Origin of the sequence: Streptomyces otsuchiensis, from assembly GCF_004305975.1 — a bacterium.
GTDB classification, from domain to species: domain Bacteria; phylum Actinomycetota; class Actinomycetes; order Streptomycetales; family Streptomycetaceae; genus Streptomyces; species Streptomyces otsuchiensis.
Genome location: NZ_BHZI01000061.1, coordinates 1 through 23,202, shown reverse-complemented (window position 1 = coordinate 23,202; position 23,202 = coordinate 1). Strand labels below are relative to the sequence as shown.

At 74.0% G+C, this 23,202-nt stretch carries 17 protein-coding genes and 1 pseudogene; 6 read left to right on the top strand and 12 right to left on the bottom strand.

All coding sequences use genetic code 11. The features are described from left to right. Positions 1-306 precede the first annotated feature (306 nt). The gene (locus tag E0D90_RS08385) at positions 307-1,314 is read right to left on the bottom strand and encodes a stage II sporulation protein M (protein ID WP_130797206.1); all 1,008 of its coding nucleotides are present in this window, start codon (positions 1,312-1,314) and stop codon (positions 307-309) included. 169 nt (positions 1,315-1,483) lie between these two features. Here E0D90_RS08385 and E0D90_RS08380 point away from each other — a divergent pair, with 169 nt between their 5' ends. Continuing rightward, entirely contained in the window at positions 1,484-2,560 is a 1,077-nt protein-coding gene (locus tag E0D90_RS08380) for an RDD family protein (protein WP_130797205.1), read from the top strand. A 24-nt stretch (positions 2,561-2,584) separates the two neighbouring features. Here E0D90_RS08380 and E0D90_RS08375 read toward each other — a convergent pair whose 3' ends face one another. From E0D90_RS08375 to E0D90_RS08345, 7 genes are all read right to left on the bottom strand, one after another. After that, positions 2,585-3,214, bottom strand: coding sequence for a hypothetical protein (locus E0D90_RS08375; RefSeq protein ID WP_103500608.1), 630 nt, complete (start codon positions 3,212-3,214; stop codon positions 2,585-2,587). Positions 3,215-3,377: 163 nt separating this feature from the next. Next, positions 3,378-4,814, bottom strand: a complete 1,437-nt coding sequence (ahcY, locus tag E0D90_RS08370) for an adenosylhomocysteinase (RefSeq protein ID WP_103500609.1) — start codon at positions 4,812-4,814, stop codon at positions 3,378-3,380. A 268-nt stretch (positions 4,815-5,082) separates the two neighbouring features. After that, positions 5,083-6,306: a mannose-6-phosphate isomerase, class I gene (manA, locus tag E0D90_RS08365; RefSeq protein WP_130797204.1), complete on the bottom strand. Its 1,224-nt coding sequence runs from the start codon at positions 6,304-6,306 to the stop codon at positions 5,083-5,085. 156 nt (positions 6,307-6,462) lie between these two features. After that, positions 6,463-7,617: an SIS domain-containing protein gene (locus tag E0D90_RS08360; protein ID WP_130797203.1), complete on the bottom strand. Its 1,155-nt coding sequence runs from the start codon at positions 7,615-7,617 to the stop codon at positions 6,463-6,465. A gap of 77 nt (positions 7,618-7,694) precedes the next feature. Then, a complete protein-coding gene (locus tag E0D90_RS08355; RefSeq protein WP_103500612.1) occupies positions 7,695-7,874 on the bottom strand; it encodes a Trm112 family protein in 180 nt (59 codons plus the stop codon). A 191-nt stretch (positions 7,875-8,065) separates the two neighbouring features. Next, positions 8,066-9,445 carry a phosphomannomutase/phosphoglucomutase gene (locus tag E0D90_RS08350; protein WP_130797202.1) on the bottom strand — a complete coding sequence of 460 codons (1,380 nt, stop codon included), beginning with the start codon at positions 9,443-9,445 and terminating at the stop codon, positions 8,066-8,068. A 310-nt stretch (positions 9,446-9,755) separates the two neighbouring features. Next, positions 9,756-10,211 (bottom strand): DUF3499 domain-containing protein, encoded by a 456-nt coding sequence (locus E0D90_RS08345; protein ID WP_103500618.1) that lies wholly within the window; start codon positions 10,209-10,211, stop codon positions 9,756-9,758. A 72-nt stretch (positions 10,212-10,283) separates the two neighbouring features. On the opposite strand from E0D90_RS08345, the gene E0D90_RS08340 reads away from it, so the two are divergent. Further along, positions 10,284-10,730, top strand: coding sequence for a metallopeptidase family protein (locus tag E0D90_RS08340; protein ID WP_103500614.1), 447 nt, complete (start codon positions 10,284-10,286; stop codon positions 10,728-10,730). Between the two features lie 87 nt (positions 10,731-10,817). Here E0D90_RS08340 and E0D90_RS08335 read toward each other — a convergent pair whose 3' ends face one another. The 3 genes from E0D90_RS08335 to E0D90_RS08325 form a co-directional block, all read right to left on the bottom strand. Further along, positions 10,818-12,467 carry a DUF5719 family protein gene (locus E0D90_RS08335; protein ID WP_130797201.1) on the bottom strand — a complete coding sequence of 550 codons (1,650 nt, stop codon included), beginning with the start codon at positions 12,465-12,467 and terminating at the stop codon, positions 10,818-10,820. Next, entirely contained in the window at positions 12,464-16,345 is a 3,882-nt protein-coding gene (locus E0D90_RS08330) for a glycosyltransferase (RefSeq protein ID WP_130797200.1), read from the bottom strand. The genes E0D90_RS08335 and E0D90_RS08330 overlap by 4 nt, the downstream gene beginning before the upstream one ends. 237 nt (positions 16,346-16,582) lie before the next feature. Next, positions 16,583-16,846 carry a WhiB family transcriptional regulator gene (locus E0D90_RS08325; RefSeq protein WP_103500616.1) on the bottom strand — a complete coding sequence of 88 codons (264 nt, stop codon included), beginning with the start codon at positions 16,844-16,846 and terminating at the stop codon, positions 16,583-16,585. Between the two features lie 551 nt (positions 16,847-17,397). On the opposite strand from E0D90_RS08325, the gene E0D90_RS08320 reads away from it, so the two are divergent. The 3 genes and pseudogenes from E0D90_RS08320 to E0D90_RS27125 form a co-directional block, all read left to right on the top strand. Continuing rightward, positions 17,398-18,000 carry a cysteine dioxygenase gene (locus tag E0D90_RS08320; protein WP_130797199.1) on the top strand — a complete coding sequence of 201 codons (603 nt, stop codon included), beginning with the start codon at positions 17,398-17,400 and terminating at the stop codon, positions 17,998-18,000. Positions 18,001-18,013: 13 nt separating this feature from the next. Then, on the top strand, positions 18,014-18,988 hold the full coding sequence (gene cofD / locus E0D90_RS08315) for a 2-phospho-L-lactate transferase (protein WP_130797198.1): 975 nt from the start codon (positions 18,014-18,016) through the stop codon (positions 18,986-18,988). Continuing rightward, positions 18,985-20,310 (top strand): annotated as a pseudogene (locus E0D90_RS27125) (coenzyme F420-0:L-glutamate ligase); the annotation flags it as partial. The gene cofD and the pseudogene E0D90_RS27125, both read left to right, overlap by 4 nt. A 21-nt stretch (positions 20,311-20,331) precedes the next feature. Here E0D90_RS27125 and E0D90_RS28280 read toward each other — a convergent pair. After that, on the bottom strand, positions 20,332-21,825 hold the full coding sequence (locus tag E0D90_RS28280; RefSeq protein WP_265415944.1) for an LCP family protein: 1,494 nt from the start codon (positions 21,823-21,825) through the stop codon (positions 20,332-20,334). Between the two features lie 225 nt (positions 21,826-22,050). Here E0D90_RS28280 and E0D90_RS27115 point away from each other — a divergent pair, with 225 nt between their 5' ends. Continuing rightward, positions 22,051-23,115 (top strand): glycosyltransferase family 2 protein, encoded by a 1,065-nt coding sequence (locus tag E0D90_RS27115; RefSeq protein ID WP_227870078.1) that lies wholly within the window; start codon positions 22,051-22,053, stop codon positions 23,113-23,115. Positions 23,116-23,202 lie beyond the last annotated feature (87 nt).

The window sequence follows — 23,202 nt, the reverse complement described above, 5'->3', positions numbered from 1 at the left end:
CGACTCTATCAGACTCACTTTCGTGTTCCTGACCCCCAGTCGGCGGGGTTTTGAGCTTTTCGCCCTCCGGCGTGTTCTCTACTTTAGAGCATTTCCCCGGCCGCTTTCAAATCGGCCCCGAGTCATGAATTCAGCACACCTGAACGAATGCCAGGAACACCAAAACAGACCCGTGAGGGAGTGTGTCTCTCAGAAGAGGTCGCCGCCGGACCTGGGACGCTTGGCGTCGCTTGGGAAGCCTTACGGCTCCGGGGCAGCTCGGAGTACATTACGCATCCGGTACCCCCGCGTCAACCCGCGTGGTGGTCAGACTGCGACGGGCTGCTCGTCGGACCGGTCATGGACCGCGACATCACCCGTCTCACCTGCGAGAGCGGCCCGTCGGCCCACCACGAAGACATACGCGAGGAACGCGGCCCAGACGATGAACCCGATGGCGATCCGCGCCCATGTCGGCAGCCCGGAAGGCGTCACGAAGCCCTCGACGACACCCGAGACCAGCAGCACCACCGCCAGCCCGATCGCCATGCCGATCGCGGCCCGGCCCTCCTCCGCAAGGGCGGTCCGCCGTGTCCGGCGCCCGGGATCGATGACGGTCCAGCCGAGCCGCAGGCCGACGCCGGCCGCCACGAAGACCGCGGTCAGCTCCAGCAGGCCGTGCGGCAGGATCAGCCCCAGGAACACGTCGAGCCGGCCCGCGGAGGCCATCAGGCCGACTCCCATGCCCACGTTCACAGCGTTCATCACCAGGACGTAGATGACCGGCAGGCCCACGAAGACCCCGAACGCCAGGCAGATCGCCGCGATCCAGGCGTTGTTGGTCCACACCTGTGCGGAGAAGGCCGCGGCCGGGCTGCTGGAGTAGTACGCCTCGTACCCGCCGCCCTCCCTGGTCATCTCGCGCAGCTCGGCGGGCGCGCCGATGGTGGCCTGCACCTCGGGGTTGGCCGCGATCCACCAGCCGATGGCCGCCGTGAGCAGGGTGAACAGCACACCGGACCAGATCCACCAGTGCCGTGTGCGGTAGCAGGCGGCCGGGAATCCGGCCGCGAAGAAGTGGACTGCGTCGCGCCATGTGGACTTGCGGGTGCCGATCACAGCGCTGCGGGCACGCGCGACGAGGGTCGTCAGCCGGTTGGTGACGACCGGGTCCGGGGCCGTGCTCTGGAGCTGTGAGAGGTGGGTGGCGGCGCGCTGGTAGAGCGCCACCAGCTCGTCCGCCTCGGCGCCGGTGAGGCGACGGCCGCGGCCGAGCAACTGGTCGAGGCGGTCCCACTCGGCACGATGGGCGGCGACGAACACATCGAGGTCCATGACACGACCTTCTCAGACGGCGGTGCCGAGGGTCGGGTCAGTGCCCGGTCCCTTGGCGCGGCAGACTGGACCGGGCAGGCTTGGACAGGGACGGGCGCCGACCCGTCGTGGGTCCCGCGCCGCCCCGGTCGGGGCCGGCGCCGGTGGAACGAACGAGGGACGGAGCCCGATGAGTGGTCTGGTGACCGGCGACGCCGTGGTGCTGGGACTTCGGCCGGCCAGGCTGCCGAGCAGGGCTCTCGCGATCACGATGGACCTGGTGCTGCTGGTCGGTACCTACCTGCTGGTGACGGTGGTGCTGCTCTCCTCGGTGCTCAACCTGGGCGTGGCCGTGCTGTCCTCCGTGCAGATCGCCACCCTGGTGCTGGTGCTGATCGGGGTGCCGGTGGCGGTGGAGACGCTGACCCACGGCCGGTCGCTGGGCAAGCTGGCCTGCGGACTGCGGGTGGTGCGTGAGGACGGCGGGCCGATCCGGTTCCGCCACGCGTTGGTGCGCGGGCTGGTCGGGTTCGTCGAGCTGATCGTGACCGCGGGCTTCGCGGCGATCGTCTCCTCACTGGTTTCGCCCCAGGGGCGGCGGCTCGGTGACGTCTTCGCCGGCACGATGGTGGTGCGCGAGCGCATCCCGACCGGGAAGACCGGGATGCTGCCCCCGCCGCCTCCCGAGCTGGCCGGTCACTTCGCGGAGCTGGACCTCTCCCGGGTCCCCGACGACCTGTGGCTGGCGGTCCGTCAGCTGCTGACCCGGATGCCGAAGCTTGATCAGCGGGTGAGCTGGTCGCTGTCGGTACGGCTGGCCGACGACCTTGCGCGGCTGGTGGGCACGCCGCCCCCCGCCGGAATGCACCCGACGGGCTATCTCGCGGCCGTGGCCGGGGAGCGGCAGCGCCGGGACGCGGAGAAGGTGTTCGGCGCCGCACCGGTCCTGCCGACGGCCGACCGCGGCGGGTGGTCGGGCCCGTCGACGGCGGCGCCCGTCACGCTGCCGCCCGCCCAGGACGGGGCCGCTCCGGCCGAGGGCGCGCTGTCGCCGTTCGCTCCGCCCTCCGGACGGGCGGGTGGCCCACCGGCCGCCGTGCCGACGGCGGGACCGCCGGTCGCGGAGCCGGTCTCCGTCGCGGTGCCTCCGCACGTGGCACCGGTCAGCGCCGCGCCCCGGCCGGAGCCGGCCGGAGACGGCTCGCAGGCCGCCCGCCCGGCGGACGAACGGCCCGTGTCCGGCGGCGGTTTCGCGCCTCCCACCTGATCCCGCCCCGCGCCACCCGTTCCCTCACGGACCGGAGGGCAGGGTCGCGTACTCCGACGGCGGGGTGTCCAGGTCCTCCAGCTGCACCCCCGGGGCGGAGAGCACCACGTCCCCGGCGAGATGCACGGTGTGCCGCTCCCCGGTGGCGAGGTCGGCGACCTGGTATCCGTGGACGGTCAGGGTTCCGCCGTCCTCGTCATGGTGGTCCTCGCTGCCGAGCAGGGTCCAGGACTGGTCCACGGTGCGCGGGGCCAGCACCGGTTCGGTGAAGGAGACCAGCCGGACCCGCACCCCAGAAGGGGGCGGCCGCAGCAGGCGGGCGACGGCGAGAAGGTAGGCGGGCGAGCCTCCGGTGAACGCGTGTGCGGCGACGTGGCCCTCCTGGGCCTGCTCACCTGCAGGATCGGTGCGCACCCAGCGCACCCCGTCCAGCGCGGCGCCACGGACCTGCCAGTCGCCGGCCCGTGCCTCCAGCCGGATCGGGCGGCCGAGGTCGTCGAGGGCGAGGTCGAGCGAGCCGGTGGAACGGCCCGCGGTGTCGGTACGGCGGGCGACGTACCGCCATCCGCTCGGTCCGGGAGCGCACTGGAAGTGCTCCTCGCCGAGCGGGGTGTGGTCGTGCGGGTCGTGGAGGCTGTAGCGGCCGCGGGGCATGGGCCATACGGTACGTCGGCTCTCCGCACGCCGGACTTCCCGGCCCGGAAGCGGCCCGGCCCGCCCCCGGTCGTGCTGACCGGGGGCGGGCCGGGAACGGCAGTGCGGTTCCGGAGCGGTGCGGTTCCGGAGCGGCGCGGTTCCGGAGCGGTGCGCTTCCGGATCAGTACCGGTAGTGGTCCGGCTTGTACGGGCCCTCGACCGGGACGCCGATGTAGGCGGCCTGCTGCTCGCTGAGCGTGGTGAGCCGCACCCCGAGGGCGTCGAGGTGGAGGCGCGCGACCTTCTCGTCGAGGTGCTTGGGCAGCACGTAGACGCCGGTCGGGTACTCCTCGGTCTTCGTGAACAGCTCGATCTGGGCGATCGTCTGGTTGGCGAACGAGTTGGACATGACGAACGACGGGTGCCCGGTGGCGTTCCCGAGGTTCAGCAGCCGGCCCTCGGAGAGCACGATCAGCTTCTTGCCGGTCGGGAAGGTCCAGGTGTGGACCTGCGGCTTGACCTCGTCGCGGACGACGCCGGGCAGGCCGGCGAGGCCGGCCATGTCGATCTCGTTGTCGAAGTGGCCGATGTTGCCGACGATGGCCTGGTGCTTCATCCGGGCCATGTCGGAGGCCAGGATGACGTCCTTGTTGCCGGTGGTGGTGATGAAGATGTCTGCCGTCTCGACGACGTCCGCCAGGGTCGCGACCTGGTAGCCGTCCATGGCGGCCTGGAGCGCGCAGATCGGGTCGATCTCGGTCACGATGACGCGGGCGCCCTGGCCGCGCAGCGACTCGGCGCAGCCCTTGCCGACGTCCCCGTAGCCGCAGACCACGGCGACCTTGCCGCCGATCAGGACGTCGGTGGCGCGGTTGATGCCGTCGATCAGGGAGTGGCGGCAGCCGTACTTGTTGTCGAACTTGGACTTGGTGACGGCGTCGTTCACGTTGATCGCGGGGAACATCAGCGCACCCTCGCGGAACATCTCGTACAGGCGGTGGACGCCGGTGGTGGTCTCCTCGGTCACGCCGCGGATCTCGGAGGCGACCTGGGTCCACTTCTGCGGGGTCTCGGCGACGGTGCGGGTGAGGAGTTCCAGGATGACGCGGTGCTCGTCGCTGTCCGCGGTGTCCGGGGTCGGGACCTGGCCGCTCTTCTCGTACTCGACGCCCTTGTGGACCAGCACGGTGGCGTCGCCGCCGTCGTCCAGGATCATGTTGGGGCCGCCGGTGGGGCTGTCCGCCCAGGTCAGGGCCTGCTCGGTGCACCACCAGTACTCCTCCAGGGTCTCGCCCTTCCAGGCGAAGACCGGGATACCGGCTGCGGCGATGGCCGCGGCGGCGTGGTCCTGGGTGGAGAAGATGTTGCAGGACGCCCAGCGGACCTCGGCGCCGAGGGCGACCAGGGTCTCGATCAGGACGGCGGTCTGCACGGTCATGTGCAGGGAGCCGGTGATGCGGGCGCCGGCCAGGGGCTGCGCGTCGGCGTACTCCGCCCGGATCGACATCAGGCCGGGCATCTCGTGCTCGGCGAGGGAGATCTCCTTGCGGCCGAACTCCGCGAGGGAGATGTCGGCGACCTTGAAGTCCTGGAAGTCCTGCGGGGTGGCGCTCGTCATTTGCTGCTGCTCCTCGGCTGCGGGAGGGAAGATGGGCAGGACGCGGCGACGGCCACCGGATGCGGCCGGCCGCGCAGTCCGTCGGAGGGCCTTCTTTCCCCTCGGCCGGTGCGGCCTCACCGGCCGTCCGGCTGCCATCAGCAGCGACATCGCACGTCGCCTCCGAATCTAGCAGCCGGGCCGGACCGCGCGCCATGAGATCGCGGGGACCGCACCGGTGGCAACCGCGTGGTTTCGGCCGCGCGCGGCGCGGCGTGGAGGTCCGGCGTCAGATGCCGACGGTGGCGCGGAAGAGGGTGCCGTCCCCGGTCGCGGAGACCGGTCCGGCGCCGGCCGCCACATAGGCCGACCTGCCCGCTTCCAGGACGAGTTCGGCTCCGTCACCGGAGTTCAGCCGCACCGTGCCCGCGGTGGCGAGCAGGATCTGCGGACGGCCGCCGGGCAGGGAGGCGGGGGCGCCGCCGGGCGCGAGCTGCCGGCGGGAGAGCCGGAACTCGCGCGCCGGGGTGGCGTACCTCTCCTCGCCGTCCGGGCCCGCCTCCGGGCGCAGCACCGAGGGCTCTCCCCCGGTGAACTCCACGATCCGCAGCAGCTCGGGGACGTCCACGTGCTTGGGGGTGAGGCCGCAGCGCAGCACATTGTCCGAATTGGCCATGATCTCGACGCCGAGGCCGGTGAGGTAGGCGTGCGGGACGCCGGCGGCGAGGTAGAGGGCCTCCCCCGGGGCGAGCCGCACATGGTTGAGCAGCAGTGCGGCGAGGACGCCGCGGTCGCCCGGGTAGCTGTCGGCGAGCCGGGCGTAGGCCGCGCAGGCAGCGGCGAACTCGCCTCCGGACCCGGCCAGTTCGGCGGCGGCGCGGCCTGTGGCGTGGACGCTCTCGGCCTGGCGCTCCGCGTCGGCGGTGAGAATGGCGGTGAAGACCTCACGCAGCGCGGCGCCGGGCGGGCTGGCACGCAGCAGGTCGGCGTACGGCTTGAGCCCGTCGACGCCGAGCGCGTCCATCAGCGCCGCGGTGCGGTCGGGTTCCCGGAAGCCGCACAGACCCTCGAACGGCGTGAGGGCGCAGATCAGTTCGGGCTTGTGCTGGTCGTCCTTGTAGGTGCGGTGGGCGGCGTCCAGGGGGACGCCACGGGCCTCCTCGTCGGCGAACCCGGCGGCGGCCTGGGCCAGGTCGGGGTGGACCTGGAGGGAGAGCGGGGCGTCGGCGGCCAGCAGCTTCAGCAGGAACGGCAGCCGGGGGCCGAAGGCGGCGTGGCTCTCGGGGCCCAGCTCGCGGTCCGGGTCGGCGGCGATGACGTCGGTGAGCGGGGAGAGCCCGTCCGTTCCGGCTGCGACGCCCGTACCGCGGTCGACGAGGGAGGGTGCTCCGGGGTGTGCGCCCATCCACAGCTCCGCCTGGGGTTCGCCGGTCGGCTCGACACCCAGCAGGGCGGGGATGGCGGTGGTCGAGCCCCAGGCGTAGGGGCGCACCGTGTTGTCGAGTCGGTCCATGGCGTGGTGCTCCAGTGCGTCGGCGGCGCCGGGCGGCTCAGGGCGGCCCGGCCCGGTCGTGGGCGGTGCGGGGTGCTGGGCGGTGCGATTCGAGGGCGTGGTGCGGTTCGAGGGCGTGGTGTGCGGGGTGGGCCGGCCGCGCGGGGGCGGCCGGGTTCATGATCGGGTCGCCGTGGTGAGCGCGAGGTAAACGGCGGTGAAATCCAGCTGGGCGACCAGGTCACCGGCCGTCTCCAGATCGCTGCCGCCCTCGGCGGCGGTCAACTCGGTCAGGGCCACGCCCTGTTCGGAGAGGAGATCGCGGGCGGCCGCGACCGCGCTGGGCGGCAGGTCGGCGTCGGGCGGGGTGTCCGCCGGGGCGGGACCCTCCAGCAGCACCACGCGGGCCCGCGGCGGCGACGGGTCGTCGACCCGGTCGCGGAAGAAGTCGTCCGGGTCCGGCGGCCCGGCGGGGCCTCCGGCGAGCAGCGCCCCGTGGGCGGCCAGGGCCTCGGGCAGCGGTGCGGTCAGCGCCGGGACGCCGGGCAGCGCGAGGAAGGCGGAAGCGGCGTGCCGGGCGACGGCTCCCGCCAGCTTTCCCTCGCTCCAGAGCAGCGGCAGCGCGCCGTGGCAACCGGAGGCGAGTGCCTTCGCGGGGTTGTCGTCGGGGCGGGAGACCGGTCCGCAGCGTTCGGCCGTGGTGTCGAGCCGCTCGGCGAGGGCCTGGAGGTGTTCGCCGGATGCCGCGCACACTCCGAGCCGGTCGCCGAGCATCAGCAGCGGCACGAGCAGCGACCAGTGATGGCCGGGGGCCGCCGGGTGACCGGCCGGTTCCAGGTGCGGCGCGGTGGTGGCGGGCAGGGTCAGGCTCCGTCGGCGCAGGGCCAGTTCGGCGAGCGAGGAGCCCTCGGGGGCGACCGTGGCCACCGCGCAGCCGCGCCGGTGGGCGCGTTCCAGCAGGTCGGTGAGGCCGGGTTCGCTGCCGTCGGCACTGGTGATCAGCACCAGGTCCAGGGTTCCCGCCCAGCGCGGCAGTTGCCAGCGGAGCGCGCCGGGTGAGGCGAGTGGCCCGGACGGCGTGAGGTGGGCGACGCGGACGGCTCCGTCGCCGAGCGCCTCCAGCAGCCCGGCGGCGAGGGGCACGTCCGGCCCGGGACCGGCGAGGAGCACCGTGCCGGGGCGGCCCTCGGGCCGCAGCCGGGACAGGGGCGCGGACGCGGCGCGGACGGCTGTGCGGACCTGCGCCCCGGACGCGGCCACCGACCGCAGCAGTCCGCGCCGGTCGGCGCGGATCAGGCCGTCAGGGTCGTCGAGCAGAGATTCGTCGGTCATGACGGGGCTCCGATCGCCCGGCGTCCGGTGGCCTGGCGTGGGGTTCGCGGGTGGTTGCCGGGCGGTGCCGGGGGCGGTCAGGAGGGGCGGCGTGCCTCGTCGACCAGCAGGACCGGGATGCCGTCCCGGACGGGGTAGGCCAGTCCGCAGCCCTCGACGGCGCAGACCAGCTCTTCGGCGGCCTCGTCCTCGCGCAGCGGTGCATGGCACTCCGGGCAGGCCAGGATCTCCAGGAGTCCGGCTTCGACGAGCGGCATGGTGTCCCTCCGGCGGAAGTGTCTGTGCTGGTCACCCTACCGGCCGCGCCGGGGGTCGGCCACGGCCGCCGGGGGTGGGGTCGAAGTGGCGGCTCAGTGGGCCCACGGGCGGCGGTGTGCGGCGCCCGGTGCCGGTGGTGGAGCACGTCCCGTTCGCGGGGACGCGCCGCACCACCGGGTGGCGCCGGATGTCAGTCGTCGGTGCCGCGCACCAGGGCGAGCACCTCGTCGCGCACCTCGGCCATGGTGGCCGCCTCCCGGGCCTCGACGTTGAGGCGCAGCAGCGGCTCGGTGTTGGAGGCGCGGAGGTTGAACCACCAGTCGTCGGCGGTGACGGTGAGTCCGTCGAGCTCGTCCAGTTCCAGGCCGGGCCGGCCGGAGTAGGCGGCGCGCACGGCGGCAGCCCGGCCGGCCTGGTCCTCGACGGTGCTGTTGATCTCGCCGGAGGCGGCGTACCGGTCGTACTCGGCGACCAGGCCGGAGAGCGGGCCGTCCTGCTCGCCGAGGGCGGCCAGTACATGGAGCGCGGCCAGCATCCCGGTGTCGGCGTTCCAGAAGTCGCGGAAGTAGTAGTGGGCGGAGTGCTCGCCGCCGAACACGGCCCCGGTGGTGGCCATCTCCTGCTTGATGAAGGAGTGCCCGACCCGGGTGCGCACCGGGACGCCGCCGTGCTCGCGCACCACCTCGGGGACCGACCAGGAGGTGATCAGGTTGTGGATGACGGTCGCGCCGGGCGCCTTGGCCAGCTCGCGGCGGGCGACCAGGGCGGTGATGGCGGACGGGGGGACCGGCTCGCCGCGTTCGTCCACCACGAAGCAGCGGTCGGCGTCCCCGTCGAAGGCGATGCCGATGTCGGCGCCCGTCTCGCGGACGCGGGCCTGGAGGTCCACGATGTTGGCCGGGTCCAGCGGGTTGGCCTCGTGGTTGGGGAAGGTGCCGTCCAGTTCGAAGTAGAGGGCGTCCACGTCCAGCGGGAGTCCGGCGAGGACGGTGGGGACGGTGTGGCCGCCCATGCCGTTGCCCGCGTCCACCACGACCTTCAGATGACGGATGCCGGTGAGGTCCACCAGGGAGCGCAGGTGGTCGGCGTAGTCGCCGAGGGTGTCGCGCGGTGTGAGGGTTCCGGGGGTGGCCACCGGCTGCGGCGCGCCCTCCTCGGTCCAGCGCTCCACCAGCGCGCGGATGTCGGCGAGGCCGCTGTCCTGGCCGATGGGGGCGGCGCCGGCCCGGCACATCTTGATGCCGTTGTAGCGCGCCGGGTTGTGGCTGGCGGTGAACATCGCTCCGGGCCGGTCGAGCGAGCCGCTGGCGAAGTACAGCTGGTCGGTGGAGCAGAGGCCGATCTCGGTGACGTCCGCTCCCCGGTCGGCGGCGCCCAGCGCGAAGGCGCGGGCCAGGCCGGGTGAGGAGGGCCGCATGTCGTGGCCGACCACGACCGCCGCGGCGGTGCCGCCGGCTCCGGAGACCTCGGCGAACGCGGCGCCGAACAGCCGGGCGAGGTCCTCGTCGAGCTGGTCCGGGACCACGCCCCGGACGTCGTACGCCTTCACGATCTGAGACAGGTCCGGCACAGGTCACCCCTCGTTGCGTCCGGCAGCCCGCCGCGTCTGACGGGTCGCCGGTTCTGACGGATCGTTTGCGTCTGGCTTCGCGCTGGTTCTCGCGACCGCTCGCCCGCGTCTGACGGGGCGTGTCCCGCGCGGCGTCGGCGGCGCGCGGCGGCTCACGGTACCGAGCGTATGTTACGGATCACCCGTGCGGACATGCCGCATGACGCGGCGGCGCCGGGTACGTCCCGTCGGCCGGGCGGGTGTTCCGGTGGCGGCTTCCGGCGGCACGGCGCCGCGGTGGTGGCCCTGCCGGACAGACGCGCGGGCGGGATCAGGGGTCGGGCGAGCGCAGGATGCGCAGATGGCCGCGGCGGGCCACCTCCATCGGGTCGACCGCGGCGCGCGGCGTCGCGGAACGTGCCTCCGGTACCTCGCGGGTACCGCGGGCGGCCTCCCGGACCGCGTCGGCCAGCGCCTCCAGGTCGTCACCGCTCGGCCGGGGTGCCGAGGTGTCGACCGCGAGCCGGACCACCTCCCAGCCCCGCGGCGCGGTCAGCCGTTCGGAGTGGTGGGCGCACAGGTCGTAACAGTGGGGTTCCGCGTAGGTGGCGAGCGGGCCGAGCACAGCCGTGGAGTCCGCGTAGACATATGTCAGCGTCGCGACGGCGGGACGGCCGCACGCGGTACGCGAACAGCGACGTACGGGGCTCACGATGTTGGACCGTACCGCACTCCTGAGCGGGCCGCGACGCTTGCCCCGGCGCTCACCCGCCCGTGTCGCCCCCATCATGGCCGGGACGTACCGGTTCGCCCCGAACGTGCCCTGCCGAAGCGCTCCCGTCCCTTAAGGTCGGAGGCGATGAGTGATCCCAGCCTCTCCCCCGCGGCCGGCCGTCCGCCCGGTGCCCGCCCGCACCGCCATCGCGACCGGCACGGCCGTGGCATGCGCGGACCGGTGGCACCGCCGCAGGTGCCGCTGGCGGCGAGCCGGGCCGAGTCGTTCGACTCGATGGTGCTGGACTCCGCGGACCGGCTGCGGCGCCGGCTGCCGCAGCTCGGGCGGGTGGACTTCGAGGTGCACGAGGTGCCGGAGCCGCCGGTGACCGAGCCGATCCCGCTGGGCTCGTCGGTCCCCGCGGAGGGCGACCGGCCGGGCCGGATCGTGGTGTACCGGCGCCCGGTGGAGTTGCGCAGCCGGAACCGGGACGAGCGGGCGGCGCTGGTGCACGAGGTCGTGGTGGAGCAGGCGGCGGAGCTGCTCGGGCTGGCTCCCGAGGCGGTCGACCCGCGCTACGGCCAGGAGTAGTGCCAGGCGTAGGGCCAGGCGTGAGGGCAACGCCCCGGGGCGAGCGGCGGCCCGGGTGTTCACCGGCGCCCGCCCGCGGTGCGGCGCTCAGCGACGGCCGAGGACCCCGAGGTTCGGTCCGGTCTCGGGGACGGAGACGGTGGACTGGTCGTCCGGGAGGGTCTGCACCGTGAACATCGGGATGTCGTCGCGTTCCTCGGTGAGCACCCGCGCCGCGTAGAGCAGGCCCTCGCCGCCGGTGCGGCGCACGGTCAGGGCGTAGCGCCCCTCGGTGTCGTCGGGCAGCTCCGGCGCGTAGGTGGCGGTGGTGCCGGCGGCGACGGTGAGGGTGTCGGAGACCGTGCTGCCGCCCTCGTCGCCGGGCGAGGCGGTGACCTCGACCTCGACGTCGTCCTCCATGGCGGTCAGGACCAGCTCCGCGCCCTCCGGAACGTTGCCGGAGGCGGTGGTACGGGCCTCGACCGGCGCGGTGGCCGGAATGAACGCCAGCTCCTGCTCGTCGTCCTCACCCCTGGTCACCAGCAGCGCGGCGACGATCGGGCCGGAGCCCTCGTTCGGGGTCAGCACCAGGGAGCCCGCCTCGCCCTGGGTCACGGTCTCCAGGTCGACCGACTCGACCATGCCGGAGCGCAGGTACAGGGACTCGTTGCCGGCGGGGGTGATGGTGGCGGTGGGCCCGGCGAAGCCCACGCCGACGTTGACGTCCCCCTCCCCCGCGGCGAAGGCCACCAGCCGCACGGTCTCGGCGTCCGCCGGGATGCCCGGCATGACGACGGCACCCTCGGGGGCGGAGACCGGGGCGATCCAGTCAGCGCCGAGTTCGCTGTCCACCGCCTCGATCTGCGCGCCGACACGCCCGGTGCGGGCGGTCACGTGGACGCCGACGTCGGTCTCGTTCGCGTCGGTGAGGGTGGACAGCCGCACCCGCACCGTGGACCCACCGGGAACCGTGACGCCCTCGTCGACGGCGAGCGTCATCCGGCCCTCGGGACCGTAGAGGTCGAGGTCGACCACGGTGGCGGAGTCGTCGGGGTTGGTGAGGTGGACGTAGTCGCTGCGGCTCTCGGCCGTGGAGGCGCCCGCGAACCAGAACGAGGTGTCCGGGCGCTGGCAGGAGGTGCCCATCAGACCGCGGCCGCTTCCGGCGGCGGCCCGGATCAGGGTCGTCTGCTGCACGGTCCAGCCGGGTGCCGTCCCGTGGTCGGCGCTGCCCGCGAGGGCGGGGGCGTCGGCGTCCTTGGTGGAGTCGCTGACAGGGGTGCCGGGCTCCTGCTGGAGCAGGATGCGGTCGTCGTCGGGCTCGGCGTCGGCGTCGTCCCCGTCCTCGTCCTCGGCTCCGTCGTCCTCGGCGCTCTCCGTGTCCTCGGTCTCCTCCTGGTCCTCTTCCTCGTCCTCGTCCGCTCCGGTGGCGCCGCCGGGCACGTACTCGGTGAGCGGCAGCAGTCCCGCACTGCCCGGCTCGCCGTCGCCGGTGGAGGTGTCGCCGGTCGACGCGTCCCCGGCGGGGGTGAAGCCGGTGTACCAGGTGGTGGCGCGGCTGAGGCCGGTGGGCTGCGGGCAGACCAGCGTGGTGCGTTCGACGGGCGCTCGGGTCGCTTCACCGGAGGGGCCGGAGGCGTCGGCGTCACCGCCGAGGGTGGCCATGCCGGCCACGGCGGCGAGCGCGACGCCCACGGCGACCAGGGTCACGAGTGGGCTGCGGGTGAGTCCGGAGCCCCCGGGGAGGTCGAGTTTCATCGCTGGCCGTTCCCGTCGCCGTAGTCGTGCGGCTGGTCGGAGGGGTAGTCGTAGCGGTGGTCCCGGCCGTCGTTCGCCTGGTCGGGCCAGGCGCCGTACGCCGGGTCACCGCCCTCGGGCCCGGGGGCCGGGGCGGGGACACCGGTGCCGTACGGGTCCGCGGCGTGCTGGTAGCCGCCGGCGTCCTGGCCGTAGCCGTAGCCGCCCTGGTTCCAGTCGCCCTGGGCGTACCCCTGCTGGGGGTGGCCCTCCTGCGGGTAGCCCTGCTGGGGGTAGCCGCCCTGGTCGTAGCCGGTGCCGGCGTACTCGGTGCCCGGGTACCCGGGCGGGGCGTAGCCGGACTGGCCCGCCTGGCCGTAGTCGTAGCCGTCGTACTGCTGCCCGCCCTGCTGCCCGCCGCCCGGGGGTGCCTGGGAGCCGCCGTACGGGTCGTAGCCGCCGTCGGCCCATTCGCTGCCGGAGCCCACCGGGGCCGGCTCGGCGTCGGGCGCCGCGACCGGTTGTGCGGGCACATGCGGGGCGGCGGGGGTGTCGCCGGAACGGTCACGGGCGCGGCCGTGGTCATCCGCGTCGTCGGCACCGCTGTCGTCCGCGTCCCGGTGGCCGGAGCCGGGCGCATCCGGCCCGCCGCCGTCACCCGCGGTGGGCGGCGCGGCGCCGTCGGCGTGGTCGCGGTCCAGGCCCTCGGGCAGGTCGTCGTCGATTTCCTGCCGGCGGCCCGGCAGGGCGAGCACGGCGAGGACCAGCAGTCCGAAGCCCTGCGCCCACGTCCACATGGTGTGGAGCGAGCCGCTGCTGTAGCTGACCCGCAACCGGCCTTCTCCCGCGGGGAGTTCGAAGCCCTGGGCCCAGCCGTCGAGCCGGGTCGGGGTCAGCGGCGTCCCGTCGAGGGTGGCCTCCCAGCCCTCGGCGGCGGTGTCGGCGAGCCGTAGCACCCGGCCCTCGGGGCCGTCCGGCAGGTCGGTGTCGACCTCGACGGGGCCGGCGGGCAGCCGGGTCGGCGTCGCGGAGGTGTCGCCCTCGGCGGGCAGCACCATCACCCGGGCGAGTTCGCGCTCGACCCGCCACAGGGCGCTGCCGTCCTCCTGGCTGAGCCGCTTGAGGCCGGGGGTGGTGTCCAGCACGCGGTGCAGTTCCTCGGGGGAGCCGTCGCGGACCAGGATGTACCGGATGGCGTAGCCGCCGAGCCGTTCCGCCTGGTCGGCGCCGGAACCGGCGGCGAGGTCGGCGACGACGGAGGACAACGAGCGGTCCTCGGGCATCAGTTCGGCGATGTCGGCGTCACCCAGACGGGCCCCGGCACCGCGCACCACGGCGTAGTCGAGCGCGGTCGGCGCGCCGTCGGCGGTCTCACCCTCACCGGCCAGCACCAGGGTGCGGGCGCGGTCGCTGGTGGAGCTCTCCTCGGCGACGAACGCCGGGACCTGCACCGGGTTGGCGCGCTCCAGCGGACCGTCGGCGCCGCGCACCATCCAGCCGGCGGCGACCAGGGCCGGGCCCAGCGCCGCGGCGACCGCGATCAGGACCGCGACCGGCTGCCGCCAGCCGAAGCTCTCCGCGGCGACCCGGTGACGGGCACCGTCGGCGCCCAGCGCGGCGGCGGCGATGATCGCGAGGCCGTACACCAGGACGGCGGGCCCGGCCCAGTGCGAGCCGTTGGCCCAGACGCCGAAGACCAGGGCGGCCAGCGCGGCCACCCAGGCCGCGGTCACCGCGGTGCGGCGCTCGCGGCGCAGCAGCGCGGCGAGTCCGGCCAGCAGCAGACCGAGCAGCAGCAGGGCGCCCGGGGTGCCGGGGCCGCCGGGGTTGAGGCCCAGCAGCGAGAGCGCGGAGGCCGGGACGGAGTCCAGCGGCAACCCGGCCTCGGCCAGGATGCGGTCCGGGCTGGTGAGCACGGTGAACGACCAGGGCGCGAGCATCACCACGGGGGTGAGTACCAGCGCGGCGAGCCGGCGCACGCGGGGGCCCCGTCCGCCGGGGGCGGGCCGCAGCAGCGCGGCGATGGCGAGCACCAGCGTGATCGGCCACACCACGGGGGTGAAGGCGGTGACCACGGTCAGCGCCAGCGCCCCGGCCCAGGCGGCGCGCCAGGGCCCGCGGTTGCCGGGGACCAGCCCTGCGGAGAGGACCGCGCAGCGGGCCAGCGGCGGCAGGAGGATCGCGAGGACGACGGTGCCGATCCGGCCGGAGGCGATGGCTCCGGTGAGAGCGGGCAGGAAGGCGTAGGCGACGCTGCCCCAGGCGCGCAGCACCCGGGAGGTGACCAGCCGCTTGGAGGCGAGGTAGGCGCTGATTCCGGCGAGCGGGACGGCGCCGACGACGAGCAGCGTCATGGCGAGGCCGGCCGAGCCGAGGAACGGGGTGGCGAAGAGCGCCAGCAGCGCCAGGTGCGGCGGCGCGGACTCCACGGCGCCGACGCCCAGCGGTTGCCAGGTCTCTCGGAAGCGGCTGAGGAGTTCGGAGGCGTCGGCCGGCGCGGGGAGCAGGGCCCCGCCGCTGAGCGCACCGCCGCCGACGAGTTCCCGGCAGGCTGCGAGGGCGACAAGGAACAGCAGCACGAAGAGGACCGGTCCGGGCCGGCGCGCGAGGGCGCGGACCTTGGCGAACTGCTCGACCTCCAGGGCGTCCGCGTCGTCGTCGGAGGGCCCCGACTCGACGGCGCCGTGCCGGCTGCCGGAGGCGGCCGGGTCGGAGCGCCGGGAGAGGGAGCTGACGGCCTGTTCGGCCGTGGCCTTGATGGTGGCGCCCGGCGGCGGGAAGAGCGGCCGGAGCGCCGTGTGGTCGAGGTCGGCGGAGGTGGTGGTGCGCCGTTGGGAACGGGCGCGCAGCAGCCGTCCCGGCCGGATGAGGGTGGCCAGCAGTCCGGCGAACTCGTCGAGGGCGCGGCCGGGCGCCTTGCCGACGAGATAGGCGAGGACACGGATGAAGGTGCCGACGACCAGCCGCAGCAGGACCCACGGCAGCAGCCGGGCACGGGAGTTGCCGAGGAGGGCGTAGACGGCGGCGGCCTTGTCCACGCGGTGCGGGCTGCCACCGAGCCGTCCGGCGCAGTCGATGGAGCGCCGCTCGCGGGCCGAGGCCTCGGCGTGACGCAGTACGGCGCTGGGGGCGACGCGGACGCCGAGGCCGGCGGAGTGGGCACGCCAGCACAGGTCGAGGTCGTCGCGCATCAGCGGCAGGTGACGGTCGAAGCCGCCGAGCCGCTCGTAGGCGTCGCGGCGGATCAGCATGCCGGCGGAGGAGACGGACAGGACGTCGCGGTGCAGGTCGTGCTGGCCCTGGTCCTGCTCCCGGCGGTCCAGGCCGGTCCAGCGGCGTCCGCTGGGGGCGACGGTGACGCCGGTCTCCAGCAGCTGCCTGCGGTCGTACCAGCCGCGGAGTTTGGGGCCGATGATCGCCGCTTCGGGGTGCGCCTCGGCGTGACGGAGCAGGTGCACCAGGGCGTCGGTGTCGGGCGCGGAGTCGTCGTGCAGCAGCCAGAACCAGTGGATGGGTTCGCCGTGCGGCAGTTCGGGCATGCCGTAGGTGTCGTCCCGCCAGGTGCGGGTCTCCGGATCCCAGCCGCTGGGGCGCTTGAGGTAGCCGAGATCGTCGGGGGTGAGCACGGGAGCGGAGCGGGCGGCCTCGGCGACGGCCGCGCCGAAGCCGGTGCGGCGGGCGAGGTGGAGTACGCGTTCCGCGCCGAGCGCGTCGGTGACGAGGTCGGCGGAACGGTCGGCCGACCCGGTGTCGGCGGCTATGACGTCCTGGACGGGACGCTGCTGGTTCACCAGCCCGGCGAGCACGTCGGGGAGCCAGCGTTCTCCGTCGTGCGAGACCAGCACGGCGGTGACGACATGCTGCGGTAGCTCTGGATGTGAGGCGGCTGCGGCAGACATCGAGGTACGGGCCCCGGTTCGGTGGAGGTCGGCGGACAGCCACACACTACCGGGGTGCCGGGGACCGCCGGTCCGTTCCGCACGCCTGGACGCCGGGGCGTGCGCACGGGGGTCGGGCCGACGGGTCCGGCCGCTTCTCTCGCTGGTTCCGCTTGTGATGGGGGCCCGCGGAGGGGCCGGTTATCCGGGGTATGCCGGTCGTCGGCTCACGGCGCCGGCGTGGGCGCCGGGCCCGGTTCAGACGACGGCCTTCTTCAGCCGGCGGCGCTCACGCTCCGACAGTCCGCCCCAGATACCGAAGCGTTCGTCGTTGGCGAGCGCGTACTCCAGGCACTCGGACCGTACTTCGCACGCGAGGCAGACCTTCTTGGCCTCGCGGGTGGAGCCGCCCTTCTCGGGGAAGAACGACTCGGGGTCGGTCTGGGCGCACAACGCGCGCTCCTGCCAGCCCGGTTCTTCGTCGGTGTCGTCGACCAGCAGTTGCTGGAACAGCTCGGTCATCTCGCGCCTCGCCTTCCTTGCGTCCCCGTGATGTTGCCGTTACCGATACGCGGCGAACGACACGAGTGAAATTACAAGTGCGTCATCCGGGCCCGTCAAGCCGGGATCTGCTAATGGCCCGATGATTCACCCAGCGGCACCACACCCGCGCCGATCGTGTTCAAATCACCACGAACCATACGGACACTTCAGGCATTTCGACCACTCCCTCCGAGTGCTTCCGGAGTGAAGACGAATCGAACACCCGTAGTGTTCCGACTGCCCAGGCCGAGCGATCCGAATCACAGCTGGATCACAGAAGCACAACGACACCCGGCAGGTCCGATGTTGCGCCACCTGTCCAGCCCGTGGACGCATAAACCTTTCCGCACGGGGCGCAACCGGATGTGGTGAAACAATGCGTCCGAACGCACGGCTCGCTTGACAGACCTCCTCCGCAACCGCTCACCTGAGCCTCTGAACACCGTGCGTACACGCGCCGTCACAGTTGCGTCGCTCGTCGTGCGTCGCGCACCACCGTCCACCGTCCAGCGCTCCCGATCAGGTCTCGCATGTACAACGACAACGAAATCGGCGGTGACCCCACCGCGCTCCCCCACCTGATGCCGCCGCCCGCCGAACACCCGTGCACCGTCGCGGAGTTCGCCGGTCTCGTGCGCAAGGTCGCGGGCTGTCGTGCGCACTGGGCACCGCTGGTCGGGTACGACGCGACGAGCCGCTGGTACCACCGGCTGCGCACCGGCCCGGGGTACGAGCTCTGGCTGCTCAGCTGGCTGCCCGGACAGGGCAGCGGGCGCCACGACCACGGTGGTTCGCACGGCGTCTTCACCGTGCTCGACGGCGAGCTGAGCGAGTTCACCGGCGCGGCCGGTGCGGCCGGCGCCGGGCGGGCCGTACGCCCCGGTCCGCTCCGGGTGTTCGCGCCCGGCTACGTCCACGAGATGGTCAACACCACGCTGCTGCCCGCCGTCTCGCTGCACCTGTACTTCCCCGGTCTCACCGAGATGCCGATGCGTCCCCGCGACACCTCCGGCGCGGCCGGGTCGACGCCCGTCGCCACCGTCTCCGGGCCGCGGCCCGCGGCCGTGGCGGGCGCCGCGCCGGGCGCCGCGTCCGGCGGACGGACCGCCCGGCGGGCCGGGACCGGCTGCTGACACACTGGTCGGTATGCAGCGCATCGTGGTTCTGGCCGGCGGCACCGGCGGTGCCCGCTTCCTGCGCGGTCTCAAGCTGGCCGCGCCGGAGGCGGAGATCACCGTCGTCGGCAACACCGGAGACGACATCCATCTGTTCGGCCTCAAGGTCTGCCCCGACCTCGACACCGTGATGTACACCCTCGGCGGTGGCATCCACGAGGAGCAGGGCTGGGGCCGGGCGGACGAGAGCTTCGCCGTCAAGGAGGAGCTGGCCGCCTACGGGGTGGGCCCGGAGTGGTTCGGTCTCGGTGACCGTGACTTCGCGACCCACATCGTGCGCACCCAGATGATGGCCGCCGGCTTCCCGCTGAGCGCGGTCACGGAGGCGCTGTGCCGCCGGTGGGAGCCGGGGGTGCGGCTGCTGCCCATGACCGACGACCGGGTCGAGACCCATGTCCTGATCGACACCGAGGACGAGGGCCGCAAGGCGATCCACTTCCAGGAGTACTGGGTACGGCTGCGGGCCGAGCCCACCGCCCACGCTGTGGTGCCGGTCGGCGCCGACAAGGCCGAGCCGGCACCGGGGGTGCTGGCCGCCATCGGCTCCGCCGACGTGATCGTCTTCCCGCCCTCCAACCCCGTAGTGAGCGTCGGCACCATCCTGGCCGTTCCCGGCGTCCGTGAGGCCATCGCCGCCGCGGGCGTGCCGGTGGTCGGGCTGTCCCCGATCGTCGGCGGCGCGCCGGTGCGCGGCATGGCCGACAAGGTGCTGGCCGCCGTCGGTGTCGAGGCCACGGCCGCCGCCGTCGCGGCCCACTACGGCTCGGGGCTGCTGGACGGCTGGCTGGTGGACACGGCCGACGCGGACGCGGTTCCCGTGGTGGAGGCGGACGGCATCCGCTGTCGCGCGGTGCCGCTGATGATGACCGACGCCGACGCGACCGCGGCCATGGCGCGCGCCGCCCTGGAACTGGCCGGCGAGCTGACGGCCGAGGTGGCGCCGTGACGGCCGGCGGTTCGGGCGGCCCGGGCACGGAATCGGGCGGCGAAGCCACCCGTTCGGCGGAGTTCCGCGTGTGGTCGCTGCCCGGCCTGCCGGAGGTGGCTCCCGGTGACGACCTCGCCCGGCTCATCGCCGATGCCGCGGCGGCCGACGCGACGGCCGGTGGCACCGGATCGCACGGGCTGGCCGACGGCGACATCGTGGTGGTCACCTCCAAGATCGTCAGCAAGGCGGAGGGCCGGGTCGTCATCGCCGACGACCGCGAGGCGGCGATCGACGCCGAGACCGTACGGGTCGTCGCCCGGCGCGGGCCGACCCGCATCGTGGAGTCGCGGCACGGCTTCGTCATGGTGGCGGCCGGAGTGGACGCCTCCAACACCCCGCGTGGCACGGTGCTGCTGCTGCCGGAGGACCCGGACGCCTCGGCGCGGCGCATCCGCGACGGGCTGCGCGAGCTGACCGGCGCCACGGTCGGAGTGCTCGTCACGGACACCTTCGGCCGGCCGTGGCGCGAGGGCCAGACCGACGTGGCGATCGGCGCGGCCGGGCTGCGGGTGCTGGACGACCTGCGCGGCGGGACCGATCCGCACGGCAACCCCCTGGGTGCGACCGTCACCGCCGTCGCCGACGAACTGGCCGGCGCGGGCGAGCTGGTGAAGGGAAAGACCGAGGGCCGGCCGATCGCCGTGGTGCGCGGCCTGTCCGAACACGTCACCGGGGCCGGGGCCGAGGACTCCGGTGCCCGTCCCCTGATCCGGGACGCCGCCGCCGACATGTTCCGCCTGGGCACCTCCGAGGCGGTCCGGGAGGCGGTGACCCAGCGCCGCACCGTCCGCGAGTTCACCGGTGAGCCGGTCGACGGTGACGCGGTGCGCCGTGCGGTGGCGGCGGCTGTCACCGCGCCCGCGCCGCACCACACCACGCCGTGGCGGTTCGTGCTGCTGGAGTCGCCCGAGTCGCGCGCCGGCCTGCTGGACGCGATGCGCGAGGCCTGGATCGCGGACCTGCGCGGCGACGGCCGGGACGAGGAGTCGGTGGCCCGCCGGGTGCGGCGCGGCGACGTGCTGCGGCGCGCGCCGTACCTGGTGGTGCCCTGCCTGGTCGCCGACGGCGCCCACCACTACCCGGACGCCCGCCGCTCGGCGGCCGAGCGGGAGATGTTCGTGGTGGCGGCCGGGGCGGCGGTGCAGAACCTGCTGGTGGCCCTCGCCGGAGAGGGGCTGGGCTCGGCCTGGGTCTCCTCCACCATGTTCTGCCGCGACACCGTGCGCACGGAGCTGAAGCTCCCGGAGGACTGGGACCCGATGGGCGCGGTCGCCGTCGGCGTCGTCGTACCGTGCGGGCGTTCAGTCGCAGATCACCTGGTCGCCGGTGGCGGCGCCGTAGCCGCCGTCCTTCCACTCCTCCGCGCGCATCGGCTGGCGGCCGTCGCGCACGGGCCGGACCTCGGTGAAGTCCTCGCCTACGGCCAGCAGCAGTTCCGGGCCGTGGTCGGCGACCTCGCGCAGCTGGGCGCCGGGGACGGCGGCGCGCAGCGCGGCGGCCTCCTCGCGCCGGTCGGGGTCGTGGGTGATGGTGGTGCGGCTCTGCGCCGTGGTGTCGGAGCCGGCGTCCTCGTCGGCGGTGAGGCCACCGGTGGTGAAGCCGGTGGCGGCGAGCTGTTCGTCCGCCCGGGCGCCGAGGCCCTCGCGGGAGCTGGCGTTCTCGACCCGGACCTTCACCTCCTGCGGCGACATGTCGACCGGGACGGCGCCCTGCGGGCGCGTGTCGGTGTCCTTCTCCGCGTCGCCGTCCCGGCCGGCGTCGTTGTCGCCGTCCGTCTTCTTCCCGGAGTCAGCCTCCCGCGACTCGTCGGCCCCGCCGGCACCGGCCAGTGGCCGGTCCTCGCGGATGGCGGTGAAGAGACGTTCGGCGCCCTCCTCGTCCCAGGTGACGGTGGTGCCGCCGGAGGGGAGCGCCTTGCCGATCTGGTCGATGGGAACCGAGGTGAGTTCGGCGGAGGAGGTGTCGAAGTCGCTCATCGCCCGGCTGAGGTCGAGGATCTCGTCGATGCCGAACTCCGGGTCCACGCGCACCGATTCGAGCATGACGTCGGCGGTGCGGCGCAGTTTGGCCGGGTTGAGCAGCACATCGGCGCTGACGGCCTTGTCGACGAAGGAGGCGAGGAACTTCTGCTGGCGCTGCATGCGGCCGAAGTCGGCGGAGGGGTCCAGCGAGCGGGCGCGTACGTACTGGAGCGCTTCGCCGCCGCTGAGCGTGGAGGTGCCGGGCGGCAGGTCCAGGCCGGACTTCTCGTCCTTGAGCGGCTTGACGGTGCAGACGTCCACGCCGCCGATCTCGTCGACGCCGCGCATGAAGCTGAGGAAGTTGACCTCCAGGTAGTGGTCGATCCGCACGCCGGTCATCTTCTCCACGGTGCGCACCATCAGCGCGGGGCCGCCGTGCGAGAGGGCGGCGTTCATCTTGTCCGGGTGCGCGGGGTGGCGTTCACCGCCGCCGGACTCGAAGGCGTGGGCGGGGAGTTCGGCGTAGGAGTCGCGGGGCAGGGAGACCACGCTGGCGCGTTCGCGGTCCTCGGAGAGGTGGACCAGGATGATGGTGTCGGCGCAGTGGCAGGCGTCGCCGCCGATACCGTACTTCTTCTTCTCCTCCTTGGTGATCCCCTCTCGGCTGTCGTTGCCGATGAGCAGCACGTTGAGGCCCTTGCTGGTGTCGGGCCGGTTGCTGAGGTCGTGGAAGGGGTCGACCCGGTCGAGCCCGGTGTCGATGGTGGAGACCATCGCGTGGCCGACCCCGCCGGTCAGCAGCACGCCCGCCGCGGCGACGGCCGAGAGCCGCAACCCCCACCGCGGTCTGCGGCTCGCCCCCCGGGCCGGGCGGGGACGCGGGTCGGGGTGGTGGTGCGGGCGGTTGGCGGGCAACGTCGGGACCTCCGCTGTCGTGCGACGGGGGCCGGGTCACCCCGTGGGGAGCGTAGGAACGGCCAGGCCCGGGGCGCGTGCGGACCCGCCGCGCGCCACCCGGGTGGGCGAATGGGTGTGCGCCGTTCGCGGTACCGTGAGCCGGTGACGACACGAGGAGACCGGGGCGGCAGCGCCCCCGGCGGGCAGGACCTTCCCGCAGTGTCCGTGATCATGCCGGTGCTCGATGAGGAGCGGCATCTGCGGCACGCGGTGGAGCACGTCCTGCGGCAGGAGTACGCGGGCGACCTGGAGGTGGTGATCGCGCTCGGCCCCTCCCAGGACCGGACGGACGAGATCGCCGCCGAGCTGGTGGCCGAGACCGCCGAGCGGCCGTGGGGCCGGGTGGTGACGGTGGCCAATCCCACCGGCCGTACCCCCGCCGGGCTGAACGCGGCGATCGAGGCGTCCAGTCACCCGGTCGTGGTGCGGGTGGACGGGCACGGGATGCTCTCGCCGGGGTACATCGCAACCGCCGTGCGGCTGCTGGAGGAGACGGGAGCGGCCAACGTCGGCGGCATCATGCACGCCGAGGGTGAGAACGCGTGGGAGCACGCGGTCGCCGCGGCGATGACCTCCCGGATCGGCGTCGGGAACGCCGCCTTCCACACCGGCGGCGCAGCCGGCGAGGCGGAGACCGTCTATCTGGGGGTGTTCCGGCGGGAGGTGCTGGAGCGTCAGGGCGGCTACAACGTGGAGTTCGTCCGGGCACAGGACTGGGAGCTGAACTTCCGCATCCGGCAGGACGGCGGGCTGATCTGGTTCTCGCCGGAGCTGCTGGTCTCCTACCGGCCGCGGCCGAACGTGCGGCGGCTGGCCCGCCAGTACCACGACTACGGCCGCTGGCGGCATGTGGTGGCCCGCTACCACCAGGGGTCGATCAACCCGCGCTATCTGGCGCCGCCGGCCGCCGTGCTGGCGATCGCGGCGGGCCTGGTGGGGGTGGTGGTGACGCCGTGGACGCTGGTGGTGCCCGGCGGCTACCTGGCCGCGATCACCCTGGGCTCGCTGCCCGCCGGGAAGGGGCTGTCACTGTCGGCGCGGCTGCGGATCCCGGTGGCGCTGGCCACCATGCACATGTCCTGGGGCTGGGGCTTTCTGACGAGCCCCCGGTCGCTGGCGCGCAAGGTCCGGGCCTCGCGGCGCGAGCCGGCCGGCCGTCCCTCCTGACCCTCCGGGCGTCAGCCGCCGCGCACCCATCGACACCCCGGCCACGGCCGGGGTGTCGCCGCGTTTCGGGGGGGGACACCCGGGGGG

What these genes read in the sequence shown, in the direction of transcription:
- E0D90_RS08385 (WP_130797206.1), bottom strand. Translation starts at nt 1,314, where the DNA reads ATGGACCTCGATGTGTTCGTCGCCGCCCATCGTGCCGAGTGGGACCGC.
- E0D90_RS08380 (WP_130797205.1), top strand. Translation starts at nt 1,484, where the DNA reads ATGAGTGGTCTGGTGACCGGCGACGCCGTGGTGCTGGGACTTCGGCCG.
- E0D90_RS08375 (WP_103500608.1), bottom strand. Translation starts at nt 3,214, where the DNA reads ATGCCCCGCGGCCGCTACAGCCTCCACGACCCGCACGACCACACCCCG.
- ahcY (WP_103500609.1), bottom strand. Translation starts at nt 4,814, where the DNA reads ATGACGAGCGCCACCCCGCAGGACTTCCAGGACTTCAAGGTCGCCGAC.
- manA (WP_130797204.1), bottom strand. Translation starts at nt 6,306, where the DNA reads ATGGACCGACTCGACAACACGGTGCGCCCCTACGCCTGGGGCTCGACC.
- E0D90_RS08360 (WP_130797203.1), bottom strand. Translation starts at nt 7,617, where the DNA reads ATGACCGACGAATCTCTGCTCGACGACCCTGACGGCCTGATCCGCGCC.
- E0D90_RS08355 (WP_103500612.1), bottom strand. Translation starts at nt 7,874, where the DNA reads ATGCCGCTCGTCGAAGCCGGACTCCTGGAGATCCTGGCCTGCCCGGAG.
- E0D90_RS08345 (WP_103500618.1), bottom strand. Translation starts at nt 10,211, where the DNA reads ATGGGGGCGACACGGGCGGGTGAGCGCCGGGGCAAGCGTCGCGGCCCG.
- E0D90_RS08340 (WP_103500614.1), top strand. Translation starts at nt 10,284, where the DNA reads ATGAGTGATCCCAGCCTCTCCCCCGCGGCCGGCCGTCCGCCCGGTGCC.
- E0D90_RS08335 (WP_130797201.1), bottom strand. Translation starts at nt 12,467, where the DNA reads ATGAAACTCGACCTCCCCGGGGGCTCCGGACTCACCCGCAGCCCACTC.
- E0D90_RS08330 (WP_130797200.1), bottom strand. Translation starts at nt 16,345, where the DNA reads ATGTCTGCCGCAGCCGCCTCACATCCAGAGCTACCGCAGCATGTCGTC.
- E0D90_RS08325 (WP_103500616.1), bottom strand. Translation starts at nt 16,846, where the DNA reads ATGACCGAGCTGTTCCAGCAACTGCTGGTCGACGACACCGACGAAGAA.
- E0D90_RS08320 (WP_130797199.1), top strand. Translation starts at nt 17,398, where the DNA reads ATGTACAACGACAACGAAATCGGCGGTGACCCCACCGCGCTCCCCCAC.
- cofD (WP_130797198.1), top strand. Translation starts at nt 18,014, where the DNA reads ATGCAGCGCATCGTGGTTCTGGCCGGCGGCACCGGCGGTGCCCGCTTC.